Genomic DNA, 15,779 nt, shown 5'->3' with positions numbered 1-15,779 from the left:
TGAATAGGTAGGACGCACAAAAAATCCCAGTAGGATAATTCCTACTGGGATTTTTACTAAATTAACGATTATGATGATTAAACCAGGCAATGAAGTTATCAACGACAGTATCTAAAAACTGAACAGTCGGTTCATGCGTAAGAGTACCTTCTTTATCGATTTTTTCATGAACTGCTCCAACATAAACTTCATTTCCAGGAAGCAGAGGAGAGGAGATACCTAAAGCGAATAGAATTTCACGCAAATGTAATTGGGCTTTAACCGTTCCTAATTGCCCCATGGACGCACCCATGATCCATGATGGTTTACCAATCAAGACTTTATCCACACGTGATAACCAATCGATAGCATTGCCTAATACGCCAGGAATCGTACCATTGTATTCAGGAGTTACCCATAAGACCGCATCTGCACTAGCGACTTTGCTTTTAAATTCTTTTACAACTACAGGAGGTTCGTTTTCAATATCTTGGTCATAAAAAGGCAAATCCCGAATGTTTAAGATTTCAAGATCAAACCGTTCTTGATATCGAGTTTGAATAAATTTAGCAAGCTTTAGGTTATAAGATTCTTTACGAATACTCCCTACAATTGCAACAATTTTCATCTTCATTACCTCCGAGTACTTATTTGTATTGTCTATTCATGTTAATTTGTTCCACTTTCACATTATAATTGTTATTTTATTGAAAGGGAAAAAGGGTGCCTATGAAAACTCATATACTTGCCCTACTTCGGAGTAATGTGACTAATTTAAATCAGCAATAGTGTTGCATTGTTGGATTCTTATTATCTATATAGTAGTAATTTCTTCTTTTACTTTTTCTTCTTTTTGCCTTACGAGAGGAATTATCTTCTCCCCGAAGGCTTGTAAATCTTCTTCGTAGTGCAGGAATCCTGTTAAGATGATATCCACTCCGATTTTTTTTAATTCAATAATGCGGTCCGCAACTTGCTCGGCAGTCCCAATTAACCCGGTTTTGAATCCGTCGTTGTATTGAACGAGATCCTCGAATGTTGAGTTTTGCCACATTCCTTCTCCTTGTGATGAAGCTTGACCTGCAAATTTCACTTGTTTTTTAAATCCTTCGACAGCTTTTTGATCTGCATGTATAACTATATTTGTTAAAACTCGTTTTGCTTCTTCTTCTGTACCACGAACAATCACAAAACCATTGACACCAATCTGAATCTCTCTTCCATTCGAGCGAGCCAATGATCGTACTTGGTCAATTTGTTCTTTTAATTTCTCTAATGTGTTTCCATTTATAAAATAAACATCAGACACTCGTCCTGCCTCAGCAATAGAGTTGCCACCTTGAAATATTTTGGGAGGGTTAATCGGTTTGGGTTTTAGGGGTGCTTCATTTGTTCGGTAAAAATCACCCTTAAACGTAGTCTCTTCCTTTGTCCATAAATTTCGTAGAACTTGTATAAACTCTTCAGAACGCCTGTAACGTTCATCATGATCCAACCATGGTTCTCCATAGCCAGTAAACTCGTCTTTAAACCATCCACTAACGATATTTATGGATGCACGTCCATGGCTAATATGATCGATCGTAGAGATGATTTTGGCTACGACACCGGGATGCCACAGTCCAGGAAGAACGGCTGTAATGATATTAATTTTATTAGTCACACTTGCCAATGCAGAAGCAAGCGTAGCAGCTTCTAATTGATTCTCAGCCCCATAGCTTGCAAAGAATCGAGTTTGCAATAAAACATAATCAAATCCTAGGTTTTCGGCCATTTGTGCATATCGTTTATTCGCGTCATACGTCCAACCTGTTCTTTGGGAAATATTCGAAATAACCAGACCGCCACTTACATTTGGTGCCCAATATGCAAATTGTAAACTCATTTTTATTACCTCCTGTTTTTCGGGAATATCTTCTCTAAAAAGCAATTTTTTATAAAGAAAGGCTCTTGTCAGCCTTCAAATAAAAGAAGAGTTCGACAAGAGCCTCTGGTAAACCAGTCAGCATATTTTGTTTTGTTTTTTTAAAAGTCCGTACACCTTTGTGAGAAAGTTTATTATACATTAAGCCCATCTGTCAAGTGAGGATTAAAGGGCAGATTTGTATTCTTTGCAAAAAAATATCCCTAATTATTACTTGACTAATGTGTTTAATAAGATTTAATATAAAAACGAAGATTCTGATAATTCAATAGCCGACTAGATCACTAGAGGCTCCCAATTCAAGGTGGAATGTATCTTGAGATGGGAGCCTCTTTATTATTTTTTATATAAGAAACTAAAGAAGCATTAAGGAGGACTCAATTAATGAAAATGGCGAAAGAAAGTAAGGCTGATTATCTTGAAATAGCATACTCATTAGCTAAGGAATTTGCTAAAACAGCAATTGAGCGAGATAAACGAGGAGGAACAGCAAAATTTGAGCGTGATTTACTTCGTGAAAGTGGTTTGCTTTCGCTTATGATTCCAAAATCCCTAGGAGGGAAAGGGGAAGATTGGAAAACAGTTTTACAATTAACACGTGAACTGGCAAAAGTGGATGGATCGATCGCCCATTTATTCGGATATCATTTCTTATGTTTGACATCTGTCCACTTATTCGGATCTCCATTTCAGAAAGAGAAGTTATATGAGGAAACGGCTGAAAAGAATTTGTTCTGGGGAAATGCATTTAATCCTCGGGATGAAAATTTGCTGTTGAATAAAGAAAACTCACATTGGATATTGAATGGAAAAAAAAGCTTTTGTTCAGGGGCAATGGATTCTGCCCGCTTATTGATTTCTGCTAAGAGCACAGGTTTTGATCGCCCTGTTATTGCTGTTATTCCAACTAATCGAAAAGGAATTATTATACAGGATGATTGGGATAGTTTTGGACAGCGGCAAACAGACAGCGGGACGGTTATATTTAATGAAGTGGTACTGAAAAAGGAAGAGGTGCTTGATTATTATGAACAAGATCTTCAAGGTTTGTTTCCTACACTAAGGACACACATTGCCCAAACTATTTTGGTTCATGTGATGCTAGGAGTTGCGGAAGGAGCCTTTGAAGAAGCAAAGAACTATACAAAAAATGTGACCCGTCCCTGGATGACGTCTTATGTAGAAGATGCAACCAGCGACCCCTATACCATTCGCCATTATGGAGAATTATTCGTTCAGTTAAAAGCTTCAGCTGCACTGGCTCAAAATGCAGCAGACGCCCTGCAGAATGTATGGGAAAAAGAGTGGATGCTAACTGAGCAGGAACGGGGAGAGTGCGGGATCACGATTGCAACAGCGAAGGTTTCCGTAGCGAAAACGGCGTTAGAGGTAACGAATCGTATGTTTGATGTAATGGGAGCAAGAGCTACCTCGGCTAGGTATCAGTATGATCGATTTTGGAGGAATATAAGAACCCATACTTTGCATGATCCCCTTGATTATAAAATCCGGGATATTGGCAATTGGGCCCTCAATTCTAAGGTGCCTGAAATCACACCTTATTCCTAACGGTAAGCATGAATTATCTCAAGTTTAAAAAAACCATCTGATTTAATCTTCGAAAAACCTCGATGGTAATACTTATCTATGGAATATCCGTAAAAGGAAGCGAGCATTTGTTGAAAAAGCATTCCAAGTACTAAAGGAACCGCAACGGCAGCCGGGAAATAGGTGGTCGCAAGAACAGCTCCTGCACTGATGTTCCGCATCCCGCCGGTAAAAGTTAAGGGAATGACGTCTTCCTGTTCCCATCTTAAAAATTTTCCAATCATCCAAGAAAGAGCATAGCCTGAAGCGGATATAAATAAAACCAAGAAGGTCATGATTATTAATTTTTTATCGAAATGAGTTAAATAGGGAGCAATTTTTGAACTGTTCAATATTACGACAATTCCTACGCTTAGTTTGGAAAAAGGAGCTAATCGGGGGGATAGAATTGTTTTTACCTTGCCTTTCGTAGTCTGATTCAAGAACATTGCCAGTATGGACGGAAGAACGACCATTCCGATTAACCCTTTCACCATTGACCACATATCCATTTCAATTGAGCCGCCTCCGAAAAGGGCAACGCTGTAAGGAACGATGATTGGAGAGAATAGAGTGTCGATTAGGATAATGGTTAGAGCAAGTACAGCATTCCCTTTATACATGGATACCCAAATCATAATGGTGACACCCGTAGGAATAACAACAGCTAAGACTAAACCTATAATCTTGAAGGCATCCCCACGAAAAACTAAATAGCCAAGAGTCAGACCCATATTGGCATAAGTACGTGCAGGATGATCAAAACGGCGATGAAAATAGGTAAAGGGTGAGTGACTGCCCGTTGCAGTGATTTAAAGTTTGAGCCTAAACTTCCTACGTTAAATTCTTCTTAAGTAACTTTACCATATGCAAAAAAAAGTATTTTAAAAGAAAGATCTTTTATCTTAAAGATTTCTACTATATACATAATAAATCCATTTAAGTAAAATGTTAATATAAAAAGATTTTTCATTTTATATTTGTTAATCATTCAAAATCGATAAGAGAGGAAGTTATATGCAGAAAGAGATAAAAAGTGAAGTGCTTTCATGGGCAAAATCTATCCTATTTGCATTAATAATCGTCTTTATTTGCAACCAATTTTTATTTACCCCAGTGACTGTTAAGGGTGAATCAATGGAGCCAACTTATGAAAACAATGACCGGATTGTTGTTACAAAAATCGGTAAGATCGAACATTTCGATATGGTCGTATTTCATGCTCCTGATGAAGATAAGAAGTATATCAAAAGAGTGATTGGTCTTTCAGGTGACAGTGTGGAAATGAAAAAAGACGTGCTATATATCAATGGGAAAAAGTATACAGAACCATATTTGAAAACAAACAAAGAGCAAATTCCACCTGAAGAAAATCTGACGGAGAATTTTACCCTGCAAAATCTATTAGGGAAATCCAAAGTACCCAATGGTTATTTATTTGTCATGGGAGATAATCGTAGGGATAGCTGGGATGGAAGAAGATTTGGTTTTATATCTGAGGAATCACTTGTGGGTAAAGTGGAATTTCGTTTCTATCCATTACATGAACTAGGGATGCCACAGTAAAATATTGAACTCGGAATATGTGCATGTTTTAACATTATCCATTTTACTCAAAGAGAAATTTTATAGTGTAATAATATAGACTAAGTTGTATTTATAGCAGATGATAGATAAGGACCTTTACCTATGGTTAAGGTTTTTTATTTTGAATTTTGGAGGTATTTTCATAATGAAGAATGAGTTAGCCACTCTCTCCATCCCAATGCTGGATGAAGAAATGGGACGGCAGGTAAAAAGGTATGTGGATTCGCTTACAGTTCCGCAGGGAAGTTTGGGACGGCTAGAAGAATTGATAATCGAATTAGCAAAGATGACAGGTGAAGCCTTTCCTGAAGTATCGAGACCGGGCGTGATTGTGTTTGCAGCCGATCATGGGATTACGGATGAGGGGGTTTCCGCTTATCCAAAAGAAGTGACTGAACAAATGGCTCTCAATTTCCTGAATAATGGAGCGGCGATCAATGTATTCAGCCGTGCGATTCATGCTTACTTTGACATAGTTGATATCGGGATTGACGCGGATATTGAAGCACCGGAATTAACTTCAAGGAAAGTCCGCCGTGGAACAAGAAACTTCTATAAAGAGAATGCTATGACACGGGAAGAAGTAAATCAAGCGCTTGAAATCGGGTATGAGCGCGCTCTGAAAATGATCGAACGGGGAGCAAAATGTCTGATCCTTGGTGAAATGGGTATTGGAAATACGACAGCTAGTTCTGCAATAATCTCCGTTGTTAGCGGGAAGAGCGTAGAATCGCTTGTAGGCCAGGGAACAGGATTAAAAAGTGAAGGTATTTTACATAAACAAAGAATTATTGAAGAAGCAATTCTTTTAAGAAAACCTAATCCTGATGATCCAATCGATATTCTGATAAAAATTGGCGGACTTGAAATTGCCGGGATGGCAGGGGCCATGCTTGCAGCAGCCAATAACCGAATTCCCATTCTTGTTGATGGTTTTATTACAACGACGGCTGCTGTAATTGCAAATCTTATTTCTGGTCGTGCATCTGATTATATGTTTGTCGGACATCAATCCGCAGAGCCGGGACATAGAACGGCTATTGAATTGCTTGGAAAAGAGCCAATTCTTCAACTAGGAATGAGAATAGGAGAAGGAACAGGAGCTGCAGTTGCTTTTCCTATTCTTCAGTCAGCAACATTGATCATAAAGGAAATGGCAACATTTGAGTCGGCAGGTGTGTCAAACAAATAATAAGATGAAGGAGGCTTTCTATATGAAGGCCTCTTATTTTTATGTAAAAAGACCTGCTAAGAATTAAACCGCCGTGCATCTATCGTGATTTCTTGTTTTTTACCATGTGGATTAATAATATTTAACAAACAATTTAATTATTTTACGAAAAAAAGTCAATATAGTCTGCCTATTACTTTTCTGGAAAGTTACGAAAACACAGCTTCTATCACTCACCAGATGTAATGGGGTATTAGAAACTGAGCTGTACTCAGGTAAGTTGACCTTGATATTTCTTCATTTTTCGAACGACGGAAGGCTGGCTAATACCTAAAAATTTAGCCATTTCATATGTCGATTTACATTGTTTATGTGCTTTCATCATCATCCATTTTTCCACTTGTTCAAGAGCTGTCTTGAGATCGCGGTCCTCAACCATCATTTGATCGATCATTAGGGTATCATCTTTTTTCTCCAAAGATTCTTGATCATGAAAATGGGAGGGGAGGAAGCCAGGGAAAATAATGGAGTCTTCCGAAGTCAAAATGAGCCGTTCAATTAAGTTTTCTAATTCACGCACGTTCCCGGACCATTTATGCTGGATGAGGATTTCGTATGTGGAGGGGTGCAATTTTTTATCTGACTTGTATTTCTTGTTAATAATCTCAAGATTATGATTGATCAAGATGGCAATATCCTCTTTCCTTTCGCGTAAAGGTGGGATTTGGACAGGAATTACGTTTAAGCGGTAATACAAATCGAGCCTGAATGATCCTTTTTCGACCATTTCCTCAAGGTTTTGATTTGTTGCTGTTACGAGCCGAAAGTCTATCTTATGCTCTTTTTTTCCACCCACCCTTTTAAAGGTTTTCTCCTGTAGAACATTTAATAATTTGACCTGCATATCCAAGGGAAGCTCTCCGATTTCATCTAAAAATAAGGTTCCGTTATGTGCCTGTTCAATCAATCCTTGTTTCCCATGCTTTTGCGCCCCTGTGAAGGATCCTGCTTCGTATCCAAACATTTCAGATTCAAAAAGACTTTCTGGAATGGTACTGCAGTTTACTTCAATGAAGGGTTCTTTACTGCGATAGCTCTGATTATGGAGCCTGCGGGCAAAGACACTCTTTCCAACCCCTGATTCCCCGAGAAGCATGACAGTAGCATCTGTTTTTGAAACACGGAGTATCGTTTTGGAGATTTGCTGCATTTCTTTGCTTCGATAGATCAGTTCTTCCTGTTCCCGAAGTTCCTCGACCTCTGTTTGGTATTCTTGAATCTTTTTTTCTAATTGTCCGTATTGATCCTGTAAGTTTCTGATTTCAGTTTGGTCCTGGGTATAACTAACGACGCGAATCAATTCACCATCATCATTAAAGATGGGATATGCAGTCGACATGACGATTTTTCCCGTCTTCGTATGCTGCATAATTTGGGTAGGTGTTCGTTCTTTCAAAACCATAGCGGTGATCGATGGAGAAAGTATTCCTTCAGTTTCCAGCTGGTAGACCGATTTTCCAAGATAATTGTCGGGTTCAATTCCATAAATCCACCAGTGGTTAGGATTCGTAAATAAAATAAAACCCTTTTCATCGGTCACAGTAATATTGTTATTGGATGTGCTGATGATGGTGTCCAATACTCTTTTCACATTGTTATCACTCATTTTTTTCTCCTTATCTATTGTTCTAGTGATTCAAATATAAATCAAAAACAAGGGTAAAATCAAGAATTTTCAGATATTTTGATTTAAAAGTGAATCGTTTTGCAATGATTAAAGCTATATTCGTAACGGAGACTGAATTATTTGGGAGTATGGACGATTGGTCACTTTGGTAACTCTAGTGGAGAAACAGTCCAATTCAAGACTGTGGATTTGCATGCCAGCTGCTGGTCGGTTCTTGGCTTTAGCTTTAGGAACTATGCGAAAAGAGCGTCCGCAATCGTTGAAGCATGCAGCTTGAAGATAAAAATCGTCGAACAATTTCGGTTAGCAGAAGCGGCTAAAGCCCAGAAGTGGGTTGAAAGCCGGCAGAGTACAGGGAAAGCATTGTTGAGGTTCATAAAAAAATTGGTTGAGCGCTATTTTATGTTTTGTTGCTCTTTCACTGTTTCTTAGCATAGATTTAGAAAAAAAGAATACTAAATAGATAGTATTGGGAGAAATTTTTTTGTGAAATAAATGGGTAAGATAGGAAGAAAAAAAGGATTATTCTCTTTTTAACTTCCACTTACTTCATAAAATTCAAGCAGACAGGGGGAGAAACGGATATGTCACGATTACTAGAGTTTAAAGATGTATTAAAAAATATTAAATTAGCATGGGACCGTAACGAACAAGCGGCTATTATCATGCAAATTAGTGTGAAAGGTTCAGCCTACAGACTGCCAGGTAGCAAAATGATGATGGCTTCTGATGGGAAAATGTTCGGCACGATAAGCGGAGGATGTTTGGAAAACGATCTTTTTGGGTGGGCAGAAAAGGCAATGGATATGAAAACCCCTTTAACACATAAGTACGATTTAAGTGAAAATGAAATGTGGGGTTTAGGAATAGGGTGTAAAGGGGTTCTTGAAATGCTTATTCTACCTATAAATCCGAATGATGTATTTTGGAAGAAAACAGAAGAAATTATCCAGAAGGGTCAAACTTTCACTTATGTACTGGAAATACCTACTGGTAGGAGGTTATTGATTGAAAAAGAAGGTAAAATGACTGGGGATTTGGATAAATTCCCCTGTGAAGTTGTAGAAAAAGCAAGAAATAGTATGGACACGCAAACTCGAGCAGAAATAATGAGCTGTGACGGAAGCAGATTTCTAATTGATGCAGTTAAACCCGCGGAAAAATTAATTGTTGCAGGAGCCGGAAGGGATGCAGTACCTGTTGCTGATTTAGCTGCTAAAGCTGGTTTTTCTGTTAATGTATTAGATTCACGTGTGGAATTTAACAACCCTCGACATTTTCCCTCTGTTAAACATTTAATTAAAAAACCTGAAGAGATTAATTCAAACAATGTTATGGATTCATGGTGGATCATCATGAATCATCACCAAGAGATTGATGAAAAGGCATTACAACTTGCTTTGACAAGTAATCCACGGTATATCGGTGTTCTGGGCCCTATTGCTAGAACAAAAGAAATGCTTATAAATATTGGACAAACTTTTTCCGACGGGCCGATACATTCACCTATTGGTTTGGATCTAGGAGCTGAAACGATGGAGGAAGTAGCTTTAAGTATTGTTGCTGAACTAATGACCGTCAAAAATGGTAGAAATCCGATTTCACTCCATGGAAAGACCAAAATTCATGCTTAAAGTAGGAGCTGTAATTCTTGCAGCTGGAATGTCAACACGTATGGGACAACCTAAACTATTATTACCTTTAAATGGTCAACCTCTTTTTAAATATGTTCTTAAAGCAACGGTTGATGTTTCATTACAGCCAATCGTTTTAATCGCAGGTCATTATATAGAAGAAATTCGACATTATACTCATGATTTAGAAGATATAGAAATTATTTATAATCAAAATTATGCAAATGGTATGGCTTCTTCTCTGAAACTCGGTATTCAGGCGGTAAAAAAGGATGTGGATGCTGTCATGATTTTTTTAGCGGATCAACCCTTAGTTTCCAAATCCTTTGTACAATCACTAATTGACCACTATAAAGCTCATAGGCATGAAGGGGTTCGTATTGTCAGGCCAAAATATAAAGATGATTTAGGTCATCCAATTCTGTTTGATGCTGAATTATTTAACGAATTCGATTCAATTGCAGGAGATCAAGGAGGCAAAGAAATTATAAAAAGATATACACCATTAACGAAGGTCGTTTCCACTGATAATCAGATGTGGGGGATGGATGTTGACACACCTGAAGATTACTTAAAGATGAAAAAACATTTTGATTTATAGCTACTCTTTTAACGATAAATCAAACATGATAAAGAGCGACTAGGCTTTTTTTGGTACCAGTTTTAAGCTTGGGAAAATAGAATGTTAAAATTACTAGCGAGATATAAAAGGATTGTCGGTTATCCAAAAACGCCATGGATAGTCCTTTGCTTCCCCTGATTTGCCAATTCCGATGCGGGGTCCGCTGGATATGTGCTCAGGCTTTTTTCCAGAAGCAAGATAAAGCGGCGGTTTTGTGAAAGGTTGACCATAATCGGCCATAGTAATGCCTAGTGCTTTGGATAACTTTCCAGGTCCGTTCGTCAACTTTCGAAAATCAGCAAGTCCACGTCTTTCATGCATTAACTCAAGCCCTGAATAGGGTTCCACAGCCCGGATTAAGATGGCTTCCGGTTTATCTAGATCACCGCTCACGACATTGACAAGCGTATGGGTGTGCATGACGTATGTATAGATCATTCCGGACTTTCCGAACATCACTTCAGTCCGCTTCGTCCTTCTATTTCCAAAACTATGTGCGGCCCTATCTTCCGGCCCCATATAGGCTTCGGTTTCAACAATAAATCCAGAAGCGATTCCTTCTGATGTTTCTTTTATCAGCAGGCAGCCGAGAAGGGATTTTGCTAGCACAAGCGTTGGCTGCTGATAAAACTCCGGTGGTAAAATTGAATGGAAATTTGTATCCTTTTGCATAGTATCACTCCATATAGTCTCTTATAGATAAAATTCCCTTATTGTAGAAAAAGAAACCTAGAGATGAAGAAAAATAAAAAGACCGGCTGGAAAGGCGCCGGTCTCCATGGTAATAATTTATTTAACCTAAATCTTTTTCCGTTTCTTGATCTCTTTTGATTTTTCCGGAACCAACTGAAAGAGCAACTAATATTCCGACAGAGACAAAAAAGATACCAGTTACAAATACACTTGAAAATGCTTCAATCCAGGCATTTTCAATGGTTTTTATTATTATATTGCTAACTTCAGCCGGCATTTTCAGATTCTCAGGATAGAGCATGATATTGAATAAATTATCTGTTTTATCGGCTAGTGCCTTCAATGCTTCTTGTATTTGGGTATTTTTTTCACTAACAACCGCATCATCCATATTTTGCTGAAGATTGTGATTCATTACTGCATTCAAAATCGTAATACCCATCGTTCCGCCTATAGATCGAAAGAAGGTCGAGGCTGCAGTGACCGATCCTAACTGTGATTTTGGAAATTCATTTTGAACAGCAATCATCAGGGTCGGCATGACAAGACCCATTCCCACACCGAGGACAGCCATGAAGGAATAAGCGGTCAGAATTGTAGTTTCACCATCCATCGTACTCATTAGGAAAAAGCCGAGAGTCGCAATGGCCATTCCAAGGGTAAGAACGGTACGAAAACGAAACTTTAACAGCAGACGCCCACCAACGATACTAGAAAGAATCAACCCAATCATCATTGGAGTCATGGTCGATCCGGCTTTTGTTGGTGACACTCCTAATACTCCTTGCATGAACAATGGGACAAACATGATAGCCCCGAACATGCCCAGACCTAGCAAAAATCCTAAGATATTCGTTGTGGCAAAAACTCTATTTTTAAAGAGAGATAAATCAAGAATTGGTTCAATTGCTTTTCTTTCAAAAATGATAAATAGGACAATAAAGACAAGTGTGCAGCCAAAAATCAAGAGAGATTCAAGAGATATCCATTCGAATTTATCACCTCCGAATGTTAAGCCCAATAATAACAGGACAATACCTGGAATTAAGGTGAAAATACCAAGGAAATCGATATTCACTTTCTCTGTTTTTTGAATCGCTTCGTGCTTCAACCCGATATAAATCAAAATTGCCGATAATAATCCCGTCGGTACATTAATAAGGAAGATCCAATGCCAGCTGATGTGGTCGACAATCAGTCCACCCAGAAAAGGACCAATTACAGAACTTAAGCCAAAAAGGGCTCCGAATACTCCCTGCCATTTGGCTCGTTGTTCAGCAGTGAAAATATCGCCGATAATCGTTTGGGATAGGGGCATGATCATCCCGCCGCCGATTCCTTGCAGTCCCCGATAGATAATAAGCTGTTCCATCGAAGTGGCAGTGGCGCATAAAAAAGAGCCAATCGTAAAAATAACCGTTCCAATCAAATAAAGGGAACGCCTGCCATATAAATCTGAAAGCTTCCCAACAATCGGTACAACGGTCGTAGAGGCAATTAAATAGGCAGTCGTCACCCATGCAAAGATAGTGAAACCATTCAATTCCCCAATAATCGTCGGCATGGCTGTTCCGACGATTGTCTGTTCCAATGAACTGAAAAACATACCAATGATCAATCCTGTTAAGACAAGTTTGGTATTGACTGCTCTTTTCTCGATTTGCATTTCATTTCTCCATTTCCTTAAACTGTATTCCTTTTGACTAATAGGTCAAAATTATATAGTGAAAATGACTTTTTAGTCAATCATTTTTTTTCGCTAATAAAATCAATTGCATATGTCGTTTATTTTCTCCTATATCATCTAAGTAATTCGACTAGAAATATGCAATTCCTTCCTATTCTAAATATCTGATGCGTGTTTCCCTTTGCCATATCCGATATAATAAGAAAGAGTATAGATGAACTTATGATTGGAAGTGTAAGATATGAATAAAAAAATCGGGTTTATTGGATGCGGTAAAATGGGAGCGGCAATGCTTGAAGGCATGTTACGCTCGGAAGTCATCTCACCTGAAAATATAATGGTCAGTACAGCTAGTATTGAGACTTTGACGAAGATCACCTCAAAATACAAGATTGAAGGCTGTTTAGATAATAAAGAGGTTGCCGGTTTTGCTGATTTGCTCTTTCTAGGGATTCAACCCGTCATGCATAAGCAAGTGCTCGACGAAGTTAAGAATCGCGTGAAAGAAGGAGCTGTGATCATTACAATGGCAGCTGGGATAACTACATCACAAATTGAGGAAGGTTTTGGAAGACCAGTAAAGGTTGTCCGAACGATGCCAAACACTCCTTCCCTTGTAGGTGAAGGCATGACGGCAATCAGCATTAATCGTGAAATTACAGCAGCTGATATTACTGATGTGACTACACTGTTAAATTCTTTTGGAAAAACAGAGCTTATACATGAAGATTTGATGGACGCAGTGCCAGCTATCAGTGGATCTTCACCGGCTTATGTATACATGTTTATTGAGGCACTTGCGGATGGAGCAGTCCGTGACGGCATACCACGAAAACAAGCATATCGAATGGCTGCACAATCTGTATTGGGTGCTGCTAAAATGGTGCTTGAAACGGAAAAGCATCCTGGTGCATTAAAGGACGATGTATGCACTCCGGGGGGGGCAACAATTTCTGCGGTAGCTACTTTAGAAGAAAATCAGTTCAGAGCAAGTATTTTACAAGGGATGAAGGCCTGTACGGATAGAACGAAGGGGCTCGGAAAGTAAGAAGTATAGATTGCCTATTCTCAGGCAATCTACTTTTTTGCGTAATATTATCAGAATGTTTAGTTAAAAAAGAGGGGGAAGCAGAATGAACACTTATATAGAGGAATTAAGAAACATACTAACGGAAGAACAAGTCACGGTGAATGAAACTATATTAGAGCAGCACAGTCATGATGAATCGTATCATACTCCCCGCTTACCGGATATGGTCGTTTATCCAAGAAGTGCTGTAGAAGTGAGCGCAGTCGTACGTTTTGCGAATGAACATGAAATACCTGTCATTCCTTTTGGTCTAGGCTCAAGTTTGGAAGGACATGTTGTCCCGATTAAAGGGGGAATTTCGCTCGATTTGTCCTTGATGAATCAGGTGTTGGAAATCAGGGAAAGTGACTTTTTGGTGAAGGTCCAACCAGGTGTGACACGGACGCAGTTGAATAAAGAACTGAAAAAATACGGATTGTTTTTTTCTGTCGATCCCGGAGCGGATGCGACATTGGGAGGGATGGCAGCTACGAATGCAAGTGGCACTACTTCGGTCAAATATGGGATAATGCGCGATCAGGTAAGGGATTTAGAAGTGGTTCTAGCAAACGGTGAAATTATCCATACCGGAAGCTTAGCGACAAAATCATCATCTGGGATACATTTAAATGGCTTATTTGTCGGTTCGGAAGGCACGCTAGGTGTATTTACTGAACTGACGTTAAAGGTGTACGGCATTCCTGAAGTAACAATGGCAGGGAGAGCTTCATTTCCAACCGTTGAACAGGCAGTATCTGCCGTCAATGGAATCATGCTCGCTGGGATTCCAATTGCGCGTATTGAATTGGTCGATGCCGAGTCTATTAAAAAAGTAAATCAATTTATGGACAAAGTTTATGAAGTTAAGCCAACTTTATTCTTGGAGTTTCACGGGAATTTTGCCGGACTGGAACAGGATGTCAACTTTGCTAAGGAAATCGTAAGCGATTTTGATTGTGAGGATATCCAGTTTGAATCGGATTCAAAAGCCCGAAATGCTTTATGGGAAGCTCGCCATAATCTTGCATATGCTTTTATTCACAGTGCTCCGGGTAAGAAACTGATGGTCACGGACGTAAGTGTGCCTCTCCATGAATTGTCGAATGCCATATTAGAAACTAGGAAAAAAGTCGAACAATCCAAAGTAGAAGGAGCGATTGTGGGGCATGTGGGTGATGGAAATTATCATGTGTTATTCATGATTGATCTAAGTAATCCAGAGGAAGTGAAAGAAGCGAAGCGGTTAAATGAAGAAATAGTCGAATATGCCTTAGCGAAAGGCGGTACATGTACGGGTGAACATGGGGTTGGCCTTGGAAAATCCAAATATCAGCGGAGAGAGCATGGGGCGGCGTATGATGTTATGAAAATAATCAAGCAGGCCTTGGATCCGAATGGAATAATGAATCCAGGGAAGATATTTGTAGATTGATAGAGGACCATGTAAGAGGGTGTTTTAAGCACCCTCTTTCTGAAACGACAAAAGGGACAGGGGGTCCAAGATGTACAAGATACAATCAAAAAATAATAGTAAAGTAATCATTGTACTACATGAAATTTACGGGATTAACCAACATGTAAAGGATTTTTGTGAGTTATTATCAGAACAGAACTTTGATGTCATTTGTCCAAACTTTTTGCAACGGGAAGAACCATTTGCTTATGTGCAAGAAAAAGAAGCATATATTAATTTTATGGATAATGTAGGTTTTACTATGGCATCGAACAAAATAAAAAAGATAATATTGAAAGCTAATGAGGAATACTCAAAAATATTCATCATTGGATTTAGTATAGGGGCGACAATTGCTTGGTTATGTAGTGAGGAGGTATTTGTTGATGGAATGGTAGGATATTATGGCACCCGTATAAGAGATTATTTAGAAAAAGTACCAAAATGCCCTACATTGCTGCTCTTTCCTCAAGAAGAACAATCGGTTGATGTTGACGGGTTAGTTTTACATCTAGATAAAGAGAATATCGAGATACATACATTTAATGGTTTTCACGGTTTTAGTGACCCGTTTTCTCCTAAATATAATAAAGAATCAGCAGAAATAGCCAGCAGCCAAGTTATTAAGTTTTTACAAATGTCGTAGATAACTGTAGCCTGAGAGAATCCTGATTAAGTGCAAAAAA

At 38.7% G+C, this 15,779-nt stretch carries 15 protein-coding genes; 9 read left to right on the top strand and 6 right to left on the bottom strand.

Annotated features, from left to right (window positions below; genetic code table 11):
- Positions 1–61: 61 nt before the first annotated feature.
- Positions 62–607 (bottom strand): NADPH-dependent FMN reductase, encoded by a 546-nt coding sequence (locus tag ACQKMR_RS14520; protein ID WP_427697925.1) that lies wholly within the window; start codon positions 605–607, stop codon positions 62–64.
- 186 nt (positions 608–793) lie between these two features.
- On the bottom strand, positions 794–1,864 hold the full coding sequence (gene sfnG / locus ACQKMR_RS14515) for a dimethylsulfone monooxygenase SfnG (protein WP_427697924.1): 1,071 nt from the start codon (positions 1,862–1,864) through the stop codon (positions 794–796).
- 423 nt (positions 1,865–2,287) lie between these two features.
- Between sfnG and ACQKMR_RS14510 the strand changes: the two genes are divergently transcribed.
- Positions 2,288–3,472 carry an acyl-CoA dehydrogenase family protein gene (locus ACQKMR_RS14510; protein ID WP_427697923.1) on the top strand — a complete coding sequence of 395 codons (1,185 nt, stop codon included), beginning with the start codon at positions 2,288–2,290 and terminating at the stop codon, positions 3,470–3,472.
- On the opposite strand, the gene ACQKMR_RS14505 is transcribed toward ACQKMR_RS14510, so the two are convergent.
- The gene (locus ACQKMR_RS14505) at positions 3,469–4,224 is read right to left on the bottom strand and encodes a bile acid:sodium symporter family protein (RefSeq protein ID WP_427697922.1); all 756 of its coding nucleotides are present in this window, start codon (positions 4,222–4,224) and stop codon (positions 3,469–3,471) included. The genes ACQKMR_RS14510 and ACQKMR_RS14505 overlap by 4 nt on opposite strands.
- A 283-nt stretch (positions 4,225–4,507) precedes the next feature.
- On the opposite strand from ACQKMR_RS14505, the gene lepB reads away from it, so the two are divergent.
- Both lepB and cobT read left to right on the top strand, forming a co-directional pair.
- The gene (gene lepB / locus ACQKMR_RS14500; RefSeq protein WP_427697921.1) at positions 4,508–5,056 is read left to right on the top strand and encodes a signal peptidase I; all 549 of its coding nucleotides are present in this window, start codon (positions 4,508–4,510) and stop codon (positions 5,054–5,056) included.
- 166 nt (positions 5,057–5,222) lie between these two features.
- On the top strand, positions 5,223–6,269 hold the full coding sequence (gene cobT, locus ACQKMR_RS14495) for a nicotinate-nucleotide--dimethylbenzimidazole phosphoribosyltransferase (protein ID WP_427697920.1): 1,047 nt from the start codon (positions 5,223–5,225) through the stop codon (positions 6,267–6,269).
- Between the two features lie 250 nt (positions 6,270–6,519).
- Here cobT and ACQKMR_RS14490 read toward each other — a convergent pair whose 3' ends face one another.
- Entirely contained in the window at positions 6,520–7,914 is a 1,395-nt protein-coding gene (locus ACQKMR_RS14490) for a sigma-54 interaction domain-containing protein (protein WP_427697919.1), read from the bottom strand.
- Positions 7,915–8,055: 141 nt separating this feature from the next.
- Between ACQKMR_RS14490 and ACQKMR_RS14485 the strand changes: the two genes are divergently transcribed.
- The 3 genes from ACQKMR_RS14485 to ACQKMR_RS14475 all read left to right on the top strand — a co-directional run bounded on the left by ACQKMR_RS14485 (position 8,056) and on the right by ACQKMR_RS14475 (position 10,170).
- On the top strand, positions 8,056–8,367 hold the full coding sequence (locus ACQKMR_RS14485; protein WP_427697918.1) for a hypothetical protein: 312 nt from the start codon (positions 8,056–8,058) through the stop codon (positions 8,365–8,367).
- Positions 8,368–8,519: 152 nt separating this feature from the next.
- Entirely contained in the window at positions 8,520–9,569 is a 1,050-nt protein-coding gene (locus ACQKMR_RS14480) for an XdhC family protein (protein ID WP_427697917.1), read from the top strand.
- On the top strand, positions 9,562–10,170 hold the full coding sequence (locus ACQKMR_RS14475) for a nucleotidyltransferase family protein (protein WP_427697916.1): 609 nt from the start codon (positions 9,562–9,564) through the stop codon (positions 10,168–10,170). The genes ACQKMR_RS14480 and ACQKMR_RS14475 overlap by 8 nt, the downstream gene beginning before the upstream one ends.
- 93 nt (positions 10,171–10,263) lie before the next feature.
- Here ACQKMR_RS14475 and ACQKMR_RS14470 read toward each other — a convergent pair whose 3' ends face one another.
- A complete protein-coding gene (locus ACQKMR_RS14470; RefSeq protein WP_427697915.1) occupies positions 10,264–10,863 on the bottom strand; it encodes a DNA-3-methyladenine glycosylase in 600 nt (199 codons plus the stop codon).
- Between the two features lie 121 nt (positions 10,864–10,984).
- Positions 10,985–12,550 (bottom strand): MDR family MFS transporter, encoded by a 1,566-nt coding sequence (locus ACQKMR_RS14465; RefSeq protein WP_427697914.1) that lies wholly within the window; start codon positions 12,548–12,550, stop codon positions 10,985–10,987.
- Positions 12,551–12,812: 262 nt separating this feature from the next.
- Between ACQKMR_RS14465 and proC the strand changes: the two genes are divergently transcribed.
- From proC to ACQKMR_RS14450, 3 genes are all read left to right on the top strand, one after another.
- A complete protein-coding gene (proC, locus tag ACQKMR_RS14460; RefSeq protein WP_427697913.1) occupies positions 12,813–13,619 on the top strand; it encodes a pyrroline-5-carboxylate reductase in 807 nt (268 codons plus the stop codon).
- A gap of 85 nt (positions 13,620–13,704) precedes the next feature.
- Positions 13,705–15,072, top strand: coding sequence for an FAD-binding oxidoreductase (locus ACQKMR_RS14455; RefSeq protein ID WP_427697912.1), 1,368 nt, complete (start codon positions 13,705–13,707; stop codon positions 15,070–15,072).
- 70 nt (positions 15,073–15,142) lie between these two features.
- Positions 15,143–15,739 carry a dienelactone hydrolase family protein gene (locus tag ACQKMR_RS14450; RefSeq protein ID WP_427697911.1) on the top strand — a complete coding sequence of 199 codons (597 nt, stop codon included), beginning with the start codon at positions 15,143–15,145 and terminating at the stop codon, positions 15,737–15,739.
- Positions 15,740–15,779 lie beyond the last annotated feature (40 nt).

The sequence above is a fragment of the Peribacillus sp. NPDC096540 genome, assembly GCF_050278525.1.
Taxonomy (GTDB): Bacteria; Bacillota; Bacilli; order Bacillales; family DSM-1321; genus Peribacillus.
This window is presented reverse-complemented; position numbering and strand designations above follow the sequence as displayed.

Coding starts and splice junctions, on each gene's coding strand:
- ACQKMR_RS14480 (WP_427697917.1), top strand. CDS start 8,520: ATGTCACGATTACTAGAGTTTAAAGATGTATTAAAAAATATTAAATTA.
- ACQKMR_RS14475 (WP_427697916.1), top strand. CDS start 9,562: ATGCTTAAAGTAGGAGCTGTAATTCTTGCAGCTGGAATGTCAACACGT.
- ACQKMR_RS14510 (WP_427697923.1), top strand. CDS start 2,288: ATGAAAATGGCGAAAGAAAGTAAGGCTGATTATCTTGAAATAGCATAC.
- ACQKMR_RS14455 (WP_427697912.1), top strand. CDS start 13,705: ATGAACACTTATATAGAGGAATTAAGAAACATACTAACGGAAGAACAA.
- cobT (WP_427697920.1), top strand. CDS start 5,223: ATGAAGAATGAGTTAGCCACTCTCTCCATCCCAATGCTGGATGAAGAA.
- ACQKMR_RS14520 (WP_427697925.1), bottom strand. CDS start 607: ATGAAAATTGTTGCAATTGTAGGGAGTATTCGTAAAGAATCTTATAAC.
- ACQKMR_RS14505 (WP_427697922.1), bottom strand. CDS start 4,224: ATGGGTCTGACTCTTGGCTATTTAGTTTTTCGTGGGGATGCCTTCAAG.
- ACQKMR_RS14470 (WP_427697915.1), bottom strand. CDS start 10,863: ATGCAAAAGGATACAAATTTCCATTCAATTTTACCACCGGAGTTTTAT.
- ACQKMR_RS14490 (WP_427697919.1), bottom strand. CDS start 7,914: ATGAGTGATAACAATGTGAAAAGAGTATTGGACACCATCATCAGCACA.
- sfnG (WP_427697924.1), bottom strand. CDS start 1,864: ATGAGTTTACAATTTGCATATTGGGCACCAAATGTAAGTGGCGGTCTG.
- proC (WP_427697913.1), top strand. CDS start 12,813: ATGAATAAAAAAATCGGGTTTATTGGATGCGGTAAAATGGGAGCGGCA.
- ACQKMR_RS14465 (WP_427697914.1), bottom strand. CDS start 12,550: ATGCAAATCGAGAAAAGAGCAGTCAATACCAAACTTGTCTTAACAGGA.
- ACQKMR_RS14450 (WP_427697911.1), top strand. CDS start 15,143: ATGTACAAGATACAATCAAAAAATAATAGTAAAGTAATCATTGTACTA.
- lepB (WP_427697921.1), top strand. CDS start 4,508: ATGCAGAAAGAGATAAAAAGTGAAGTGCTTTCATGGGCAAAATCTATC.